Genomic DNA, 9,050 nt, shown 5'->3' with positions numbered 1-9,050 from the left:
CGGCGCATCGAGCCGCGGGCAGTCTCCGACGCGCCTCGGGAATGCGGAACGAGCCGTAGGTTCTGCTGCGCATACGGGGCTATGGGCAGCAGAACCTACGACTCGGTCGGGAGATGTGCTCCGGGAGCGGTGCTCGGGGGCTGCGGCACCGGGGAGCGGTGCCACGGCCCCACCGCCGGTGTCAGGCCGAGGCGCCGGCCAGCTCTCGTCGACCGCCACGGCCGTCCACTCGCGCGAAGTGCGCCGCGGAGGACAGATCCACCTCGACCACGGGGTAGACGTTGCCGTCCTCCCAGGTGGTGGTGTGCTCCGAGGTCCGCTCGGAGCGGGTGAGGTAGCGCAGGCCCGCGCTCTGGTCGCGGAAGACGACGAGAGGGGCCTGAGAGGTCTGCGGACCGGAGGTTCGATGATCGGTGTACTGCATGGTGCTTCTCCTTCAGGGTCGGCGCGGGGCCGACCGGATGTCTGGTGCCGGCAGGGTGCCGGGATGCGCCGTCTGCGCGGGAGGCGACCTGTCCGCTGGGGCGGACGATCGCCGGGCCGGACCCGCTGGGGCGGAAGGGCCTTCGGCGCGCACCAACCGCTGCTGCTCCACGGGAGGTCGCCTGGTCGGCGAGATGGAGGCGGCGCGGGGGCGCAGGCCGTGCGATCCGGACTCTGATGCGCTGCCGTCGTGGCAGCGCGCAGAACCGCGGGGTTCGCTGTGGTCGAGTGGGCGGTGTCGTCGCCCTGGTGGCGGGTCTCTCCGCCGGGGTGGCGACGAGGTCGCCTGTCCGAGTCGCGGGCTTCGACCACCCGGGACCGCGTCAGACGCTATCAGCATGAACCGCAAACCCCAAGGGTTTATTCCCGTGGCGCCGACGGGGTCACCTCGACGGTCGTCTCCAGCGGCTCATCGCCCTCAGGCCGTCGCGGGGACGGCGGGCAGGTGGGACCGCACGAAAGCGCGATGCGCGAGGAGTGTCAGCGTCAGCAGCGCGGCGACGCTCACCAGCCCGATCAGCAGGTGGAGGCTCCCGCTGGCGGTCGCGTCCCAGGCGGTGTGCAGCACGATCGCGCCGACGTAGGAGACGAGCAGCGCCAGCACTCCGCGCCCCTTGCGCGAGGTCTCCACCAGATACCACAGCGCGGCGCAGATCGCGCCGGTCCAGGCCACATGCCCGGCCGGCACCAGGATGCCGCGGACGACGAGGGTCGCATCCAGGGCGCCCAGCCCGCCGTTCTTCGCCAGCAGGGCGTTGAATCCGTAGCCCATCGTCTCCAGCACCGCGAAGCCCATGCCCGCGGCGATGCCGATCACGATGCCGCCGCCACGGGTGCTGCGATGGGCGAGCGCCAGCACGATCAGCGGGACCACCAGTTTTGCGGTCTCCTCGATCACGCCCACCAGCAGGATCGACTCGTTGCCCAGCAGCAGGGCGGCGATGGTCTCCTCGAGACCGGCGGCGCAGATTCCGAACAGGCCTCCCAGCCCGACGGTCAGCAGCAGCGTCCCGGAGGGCACCAGTGGGCCGACGCGGCTGGACTGGGCGAACAGCAGTACCGTCAGCGGGATGGTCACGGCGCCGACGAGCAACACTGAGGGCACCATGGTGGGGTTCCTGGTCAACAGCATGATCACGAAGGTGGCCACATAGGCGATGATCCCGATGGCCAGGGCGAGGGTCCACGAGAAACGCAGGTACCAGGGGTAGTGGACGGTGGCTGCGGGCTGCTGGTTCATCGGACGATCCTTCCAAGGGCGGGATCGCTCGAACCCGTCCACCCGAGGCGGGGCGTCGTCGGTGCGGCGGTGTCCATCTCAGTATGCGCCGGAATGCCCGGATACCGGCTGGAGAACAACTGCAGGGCAGCTGTTAGGCGGCCGGGGAGCGGCTGGCCGAGGCCTGGGGAACCGCTGAGGAGGAGCCGTTGTCAGTCCGCCCCGTCCTGTGCATGGCCGCGCCGCGCCTCGGGATCCACGATCAGCAGCACGTCGGCCGGGCCGCCCTCGGCGCCGAAGGCGTGGGGCAGCATCGTGTCGAACTCAGCGCACTGGTTCTCCGTGACCCGGTAGCGGCGCTCGCCGAGGAGCAGGGTGAGGGCGCCGGAGAGGACCACCAGCCACTCGTGGCCGGGATGGGCGCGCATCCGCTCGGGCGCCGGGGGCGGCCCGGTGACCCGGCGACGGAGGATCACGGTGTTCGGAGTATGGCGGATCCGCCAGCGCAGTGCGTCCATGCCGTGCTCGGTGGTCGCGTTCGAGACCACCTCCTCGGCCTGGGTCTCCACGAGCTCGTCCAGGCCCGTGTCCAGAGCGCGGGCGAGCACCACCAGCTGATCCAGGGCGAGGCGGCGCTGTCCGTTCTCGATCCGGGAGAGGGTGGAGGGGCTGAGATGGGCGCGGGCGGCGAGATCCCCCAGGGAGAGGCCCTGGGCGAGACGCAGTGCACGCAGCCGTTGCCGGACCAGGCCGTCAACACCCTCAGAAATTTGCGTCATGCGCAAGATGCTATGCCTCGACAGCAAGCCGTGTCCACGGTCGGACCGTACCTCCTGCCGGAGGCCCCTGACCGGCCTGCGCCCACCGGCCTCCACCACCAGATTTCTGTCGTTCTTCGGGGCCACAGCGCATATTTGGGGTTCAGGCCTCACCAGAGGCAGATATCTGGTGGCGGGCAGCGCGCGGTCGCCAGAGCCCTGGCGGGAAACGGCGGGCGCGGGGTTCGGGTGGTGCACCCCGCCTCTCGCGCCGTCGGCCCGGCTCTGCGAGGATCTGCCCATGCGCATCGCACTGATCGGCGGCAAGGGCGGGGTCGGCAGCTCCCTCGTCGAGGCCTGGCGGGCCGAGCACGAGCTGACGGTCCTGGACCGCAGCACCGCGCCGCTGCCCGGCGTGCGGGATGTGGTGGGGGAGGCGGATGACCCCGTAGCGCTGACCGCCGCTCTCGAGGGCGCCGAGGCCGTGGTGCACCTGGCCGCGCATCTCCCGGACGGCAGCGAGGCGGAGCAGCTGCCGGGCACCGCCACTGCGATCGCGGTGAACGTCGGCTCGGTACTGCTGGCCATGCGGCTCGCCCGAGGCCTCGGCGCGGGCTCCTTCGTGCACATCAGCTCGCTCGACGTCTTCGCCCGGTACGGCGAGGTGCCGATCCCGGCCGGGGCCGCCCCGGATGCGACGGCTCTGTACGGCCTCTCCAAGCGGCTGGCCGAGCAAGCGCTGCGCCTGTCCCTCGACGGTCCTGCGCCCACGGCGGCGGAGGGGCCGCTGACCGTCACCTCGCTGCGCCTGGCCTTCCCGACCACCGCGGAGGCCTGGCCCCGCTGGGTCACCCCGCTGCGCGAGGAGCAGGTCGAGCCGATGCTGCACACCCTGGAGGACGGCACCCCGATCAGCTCCCTGCATCCGGAGGACCTGGCCGCGGCGGTGATGGCCGCTCTGCGGCGCGAGCGCGGCGGGGCCTATGAGGCGATCGCCGTCACCGCCGCCGCGCACTCGATCGCCGACGACTCCGCGGCGCGGCTGCTGGACTGGCATCCCCGGCACCTGCTGCCCGAGTGAGGGCGCCGGACGTCCGTGGGGTCGTCTGCCGCCCGGCTATCCAGCGGCGCTCGTATGCTGCTCTGCGGGGAGACGCTGCGCGCCGCGAGCTCGTCAGCGCCCCGGCGGACCCCAGGGGCGCTGCGGGGCGACCGCGTCGATCCCGTCCCGGTCGAAGCCGTGCTCGCCATGGACCACGTTCGAGGCCAGCGGCAGCTGGTGCGAGGCGCTCTCGAGGATGTGCATGAGGTAGCCGGCCGTGTTCGGCAGTGCGAGCAGATCCCCGATCGCGACCCCCTGGGGGAAGTGCAGCCGACGGCGCAGGATCAGCTCCTCCTCGATGCAGTACGCCCCCACCAGGAAGCCGTCGAACGGCTCGGAGGGATCCCCGCCGGAGCGCACCAGCAGTGGATCGACAAGGAAGTCATCGGAGGTGGAGCGGCACTGGGTGCGGTTCATCTCCAGGCCCACCAGAGGGATCCCGTCGCTGGTCGTCGTGCGCTGGATGACGCGCGCCAGGGTCATCCCGCAGCCGTCCAGTAACGATCGGCCGGGCTCGCAGCGCAGCTCGAGCTCGCGCGAGCGCAGCTCCTCGGCCACGGTCGTGCCGGGTCGTGTGCCGAGCTCCAGGAGCAGTCGCAGCCACTGCCCGCGAACGGGCTGCTGGTGATAGGGATAGACCTGGCGCAGCGGCCCTGCGCGCCAGGTCAGTGATCGCGTCGGATCCGGATCCTGCCCGTCGTGCGCGGTGTGGAAGGCGGCCCATTCCTCCCCGTCGTCGAGGTAGGACATCGGGATACCGCCGCCGATGTCCAGGAACCGGGGGCGGTGGCCGAGCTCACGCAGCGCATCGATCAGCTCGACCGCCTCGCCGACGGCCGCGGCGCGGCTCGCCGGATCATAGCCGTGCAGGTGGAAGTGGACTCCCTGGATCCGCAGCGGCGCATGGTCGCGCGCCTGGGCCGCGGCCCACTCCCGCCACGTCCTCGCCGACTCCCCGAAACGGGTGGGGGCGATGACATCGTTCGGGCCGGGCGCCAGTCGCAGCGCGATGGCCGGCGCGGCGGGGCCTCCTGCGGCGGAGAGCAGCTCCGCCGCTGCCGCGGCCTCGTCGAGGTTGTCGAGCACGAGCGTCGTGCCCGCCTCGAGCGCCAGACGGAGCAGGGGGAGCGGTTTGATCGCGGCGGTGACCACGATGTCGGAGGGCGGTATCCCGAGCTCGAGCGCCTGCTCGAGCTCGCGGTGGCTCCCCACGTCCAGACCCAGTCCGGAGCGACGGACCGCCTCGACCAGACCCAGTGTCTTGTTCGCCTTGCGTGCGACGAAGATTCCCAGGCGCACGCCGGCCTCGCGCGCGGCGGCGTCGAGCTCCGCCGCGTTCTCCGGCAGCGCGGAGAAATCGTGGACGTTCAGCGGGCTGCCTTGCCCCTCCACCAGCGCGGCGCAGGCGTCCGGGTCCTCGAGCAGGTGCCGCATCCAGGGGCTGAGGCGGGCGGTGAGGGGCGGCAGCCCCCGGCATCCGGCGCGCAGCGTCGAGGAAGCGCTGGGGTCTGCGGCGCCGTCGGGTCGGGGACTCATCGGGTTCCTCCTGAGGCTCGTTCTCCGGGGCGGGTCGCAGTGCGGGGGATGAGCCGCGCGGCGAGCCGCGCGGCCCACTGCTCTCCTTCATCGTGCAGGTGGCGATCCAGCGTGTCATGTCCGATCACGTGATCCTCGGTGGGCCGTCCGAGGAGCGCGAGGCCTTCCCGGCGGCGGCCGGCGGCGGTGAGCGCGGTGCCGTCGAGGTCGACGGCCGCGCCGCGCCGGCTCGGGGGCACGCTGACGATACTGCCGCGCAGCTGCCGTGCCAGCGGGTCCGTGAGGTGGAGGAGACCGGGCGGGGCGAGGACGGCATCGATCACGAGGTCGGGGCCGGCCGCTCCCCGGGGGATGCCCCGCGGGCCGGCGGCGGTGATGGCGGTCCCGGCATCCACCCAGGAGAGGTCCACGGCGCCGGAGCCGACCATCGCGACCAGCTTCTCGGCGGTCTCCACCGGCGGGCCGAAGGCGAAGCGCTCGAGCATCCGCGCTGCCGCACGCAGCTCGGACCAGCGTGCGACATCGAGAGCGCTGCCCCGCAGCAGAGTGGTGATCTGCGGGTAGAGGCGTGCCCAGGCCCGGCCCAGTGCCCAGGCAGGCCCCGGGGCACGGGCGCCCCTCGCGACAGCCACGCTCCGTCGCAGTGCCTCCTCGGCGCGGCCGGGACCCTCCGGCAGATCGGGTTCGGCGCCGCGGGAGAGTGTCTGCTCCACGAGGGGGAGCCAGGGCCGGTCCTCCCCGGTGGCGTCCTCGAGCAGCGAGGCGGCGGCCCGCGCGAGCACGTGGAGCATGTCCCGCACCACCTGAGGGGACTCCGGGGCGAACGCCCTGAGGCGTCGAGCAGCCGCGTCCAGGGCGCCCGTGCGCGGCGCGGCGAAGGGGGTCCCGGGCTCGGGCTTCGCGTCGAGCAGCAGCCCCTGGCGGGTGGTGGGCAGCAGCGTCGCGGGCTCGTGCGGGCTGCGGTGGTGCAGCAGGGTGCCGGGGCGCTCCGGCGAGCTGAGGAACTGCGCGCCGCGCCCCTCGGTGAGCGCGAGCGCGGCATCGAGGAAGGTGAGCGCCCCGCCTCGCAGGGCGACCCGGGACCCCGGCGGCACCCGGGAGATCGACAGCATCCCTCCGACCGGCAGCACGGCGGGCACCAGCGGGAGCGGGGAGCTCCATCTGCCGGCGAGCGCGTCGTCGTGGTCGACGCCGTGGCCCGATGCCAGCAGGACCTCCTCGGCTCTCAGGCGGTCATCGGTCGCGGATGCCATGCCCTGCTCCGAGCGATCGTCGTCGTCGTACGGGGCGGTCTCCTGGGGCGCGACCCGGACCGTGATCGTCCAGCCGCCGGTGCGCTCCGGCTCCACCGCGAGGGCACGCGCGCGCAGGTGCCGGCAGCGGCCATGCCGGTCGAGGCGCGAGAGCATCCGCTGCCAGCGCTGCGCGAGGTACTCCCCGACCACAGCGCGCGGCGGGTACGTGCTCGATGCGAGGTGCGGGTGAGCGTGGTTCACCCACTGCGGGAAGGACGGGAAGGCATCCCCGGCGGCGCCGTCCAGGAGGGCAGCGGAGACGTTCAGGCGCAGCACGTGGGGCTGCTCGGGTGCGTAGGCCGCGCCCGTCCCGGGAAGGGCTGTGGGGTCCACCACGGTCAACTCTAGCGTGTGCGGAGCGGAGCCGTCCGCGTGAGCGGGGGCCCGGTCTGCTCTGTCCAGCCGAGCAGCGAGTGCTTCGAGCGCGAACAGCGATTTCGGTCCGGCTCCGACCACCACTAGGCGCAACGGCGCGGCGGACGCCTCAGCCACGCCGACCGGAGCGCTGCAGATCCGCCATGATCGCGGCCAGGGCGTCGGCGTCGGTGCCGAGGACGCGCCGGACCCAGTCGTCGTCGTAGACGGTGTCGAGGTACGGGATCCCGCCGTCGTGCACGATGAAGGCCAGTCGGCTGCCGGGCTCGAGCTCGCCGACGAGCCGTCCCAGGGCATGGACGATGGCGCCGGTCGAGGCGCCGGCGAGAATGCCTTCCCGGCGAGCCAGCAGACGCGCCCCGGCGACCGCCTCCGGGCCGTCCACCCGCACCACCTGGTCCGGCACGACAGTGCGGGAAATCTCGGTGATCACCCCGGCCCCGAACCCCGGCAGCGGCCGCGGTGCGCCGTGGCCGCCGAACAGCACGCTGCCCACCGAGTCGACCGCCACCGTGCGGGTACCCATGCCCGTCTCGCGCAGGTAGGCCGTGCAGCCGGCCAGCGTCCCGGTGGTGCTGACGGCCGCCATCAGGACGTCCAACCGGTGATCGAGAGCCCGGGCGATCTCGGGCATCGTCCCGGCGCTATGAGCGCCGGGGTTGGCCGGGTTGCCGTACTGATGGAGATTCACGGCCCCAGGGTTCTCCTCCAGCAGCTGCCGGACCCGGTGGAGCCGGGCGGTGAGAAGGTCACCGGTGGCCGGGTCGGGCTCGCTGACCATCTCGATCTCGCCGCCCAGAGCACGGATCGTCGCGACCGTGGTGGGATTGGTGCGCGCATCGACGACGCACACGAAACGGACCTCGTGGGCCGTGCACACCCGCGCCAGCGCGACCCCGAGGTTGCCGGAGCTGGACTCCACCACCATGCCGCCGGCGGCGAGCCGCCCGGAGGCCAGTCCGGCGCGAACCATGGCCAGCGCGGGCCGGTCCTTGGTGCTCCCGCCCGGGTTCACGGACTCCAGCTTGGCGAAGATCTCGATCCCCGAGTCGGGGAAGAGGTGCGCGAGCCGCACCAGGGGCGTGCCGCCGACCACCTCCGAGATCCCGTCCGCGATGGCGGGGCGGTGGGGAGCAGTCCGGGGCTCCGGCGCGGCTGCCGTGAGCGGCGAGGGGGTGGGCGTGGTCACGGGGCGACGATACGGGAGCAGATCCCCTGCGGGCAGAGCGGGGACCGAGCGGTCGAGGAGCGATGCCTCGACGCCGATCACGCACGCGGTCGGCCGCCGCGCGGCGTCGGGAGGTCCTCGTCGACCGCACCGTGCGGTCGGGATCCTGGGGTTCGGCAGGGACGACGAGTAGCGTCGAGTACCCGACGACCTGTCCGATGGCTCGACCCCCGACGGAGGAACCATGACGACGAACGACACCCTCACCCAACAGGACGTGGTGGAGAAGCTCCGCGACGCCGACCTGGTCATGCTCACCACGGCGCTCCCGGACGGGAAGCTCCTCTCGCATCCGATAACCATCCAGGGCGTCAGCGAGGACGCGGACATCTGGTTCTTCGTGAGCCTGCGGGGAGGCCAGGCCGAGGCGCTGCGCAGCGGACCGCACGTGAACCTCGCGATCGCCGAGACGGGCTCCTGGCTCTCCGTGGCCGGGGACGCCGAGTTCATCGACGACCGGGCGCTGGTCGACGAGCTCTGGAACGAGAGCGCGAAGGCGTACTTCCCCGGCGGCAAGGACGACCCAAACCTCGGCCTGCTGCGGGTCAGCGGCGACTCCGCCCAGTTCTGGGGACTGCCCGGCGGCAAGGTGGCGGGCCTCGCGCAGATCGTCAAGGCCAAGGCGACCGGTGACCGTGCCCCGGGCGGGACCGACACCACCGAGCTGTGAGCCCCGGCTCATGAGCGGGGCGGCGACGCCGCGGGAGGGACCCGAGCGGACGGAGGACGGCCGATACATCATCGTCCGGGGCCGGAGGTGGCGCGCGACCGATCCGCTCCTGGCCGAGGACGTGGCGGCGGCGCTGCGCTCGGAGCTCGGCCGCGCACGCACGGCGCTCCGCACCACTCAGGAGGCGGACCGGGTCGCCGCCTGGCGCGAGCGCGTCCAGCTCGCGAAGGAGGGACTCGGTGAACGCGGCCGGGCATGGTGGGAGATGGCCGAGCAAGACCGTCGTGACCGGGCGGATCGGCTGCTCCTCGAGCTCAGGAATCGTGAGGGGCAGAGGAGCTCGTCCGAGCGCGCGACATGATGGACGCACCTGCCCTCCGACGA

9 protein-coding genes are annotated in these 9,050 nt (G+C 72.8%); 3 read left to right on the top strand and 6 right to left on the bottom strand.

Going from position 1 to position 9,050, the window contains the following annotated elements; translation table 11 throughout:
* Positions 1–181 precede the first annotated feature (181 nt).
* The 3 genes from ACHUEU_RS13080 to ACHUEU_RS13070 form a co-directional block, all read right to left on the bottom strand.
* On the bottom strand, positions 182–424 hold the full coding sequence (locus ACHUEU_RS13080; RefSeq protein ID WP_394216566.1) for a hypothetical protein: 243 nt from the start codon (positions 422–424) through the stop codon (positions 182–184).
* 477 nt (positions 425–901) lie between these two features.
* Positions 902–1,723 (bottom strand): PrsW family intramembrane metalloprotease, encoded by an 822-nt coding sequence (locus ACHUEU_RS13075; RefSeq protein WP_394216565.1) that lies wholly within the window; start codon positions 1,721–1,723, stop codon positions 902–904.
* Between the two features lie 191 nt (positions 1,724–1,914).
* The gene (locus tag ACHUEU_RS13070) at positions 1,915–2,481 is read right to left on the bottom strand and encodes a helix-turn-helix domain-containing protein (protein ID WP_394216564.1); all 567 of its coding nucleotides are present in this window, start codon (positions 2,479–2,481) and stop codon (positions 1,915–1,917) included.
* Positions 2,482–2,761: 280 nt separating this feature from the next.
* On the opposite strand from ACHUEU_RS13070, the gene ACHUEU_RS13065 reads away from it, so the two are divergent.
* Positions 2,762–3,541, top strand: a complete 780-nt coding sequence (locus ACHUEU_RS13065; protein WP_394216563.1) for an NAD-dependent epimerase/dehydratase family protein — start codon at positions 2,762–2,764, stop codon at positions 3,539–3,541.
* 93 nt (positions 3,542–3,634) lie between these two features.
* On the opposite strand, the gene ACHUEU_RS13060 is transcribed toward ACHUEU_RS13065, so the two are convergent.
* The 3 genes from ACHUEU_RS13060 to sbnA are packed head-to-tail and all read right to left on the bottom strand — an operon-like array spanning position 3,635 to position 7,957.
* Entirely contained in the window at positions 3,635–5,098 is a 1,464-nt protein-coding gene (locus ACHUEU_RS13060; RefSeq protein WP_394216562.1) for a type III PLP-dependent enzyme domain-containing protein, read from the bottom strand.
* Positions 5,095–6,849: an FAD/NAD(P)-binding protein gene (locus ACHUEU_RS13055; protein WP_394216623.1), complete on the bottom strand. Its 1,755-nt coding sequence runs from the start codon at positions 6,847–6,849 to the stop codon at positions 5,095–5,097. Before ACHUEU_RS13055 ends, ACHUEU_RS13060 begins: the two co-directional genes overlap by 4 nt.
* A 28-nt stretch (positions 6,850–6,877) precedes the next feature.
* Positions 6,878–7,957 (bottom strand): 2,3-diaminopropionate biosynthesis protein SbnA, encoded by a 1,080-nt coding sequence (sbnA, locus tag ACHUEU_RS13050; protein ID WP_394216561.1) that lies wholly within the window; start codon positions 7,955–7,957, stop codon positions 6,878–6,880.
* Between the two features lie 223 nt (positions 7,958–8,180).
* On the opposite strand from sbnA, the gene ACHUEU_RS13045 reads away from it, so the two are divergent.
* Together ACHUEU_RS13045 and ACHUEU_RS13040 are read left to right on the top strand one after the other, a co-directional pair.
* Complete coding sequence (locus ACHUEU_RS13045; RefSeq protein WP_394216560.1) at positions 8,181–8,666, top strand: pyridoxamine 5'-phosphate oxidase family protein; 486 nt, start codon at positions 8,181–8,183, stop codon at positions 8,664–8,666.
* Between the two features lie 10 nt (positions 8,667–8,676).
* The gene (locus ACHUEU_RS13040; protein ID WP_394216559.1) at positions 8,677–9,027 is read left to right on the top strand and encodes a biopolymer transporter Tol; all 351 of its coding nucleotides are present in this window, start codon (positions 8,677–8,679) and stop codon (positions 9,025–9,027) included.
* Positions 9,028–9,050: the final 23 nt, after the last annotated feature.

The sequence above is a fragment of the Brachybacterium vulturis genome (assembly GCF_043641765.1).
Taxonomy (GTDB): domain Bacteria; phylum Actinomycetota; class Actinomycetes; order Actinomycetales; family Dermabacteraceae; genus Brachybacterium; species Brachybacterium vulturis_A.
The sequence above is the reverse complement of the archived record's forward strand: the minus strand, read 5'-3'. Positions and strand labels throughout refer to the sequence as shown.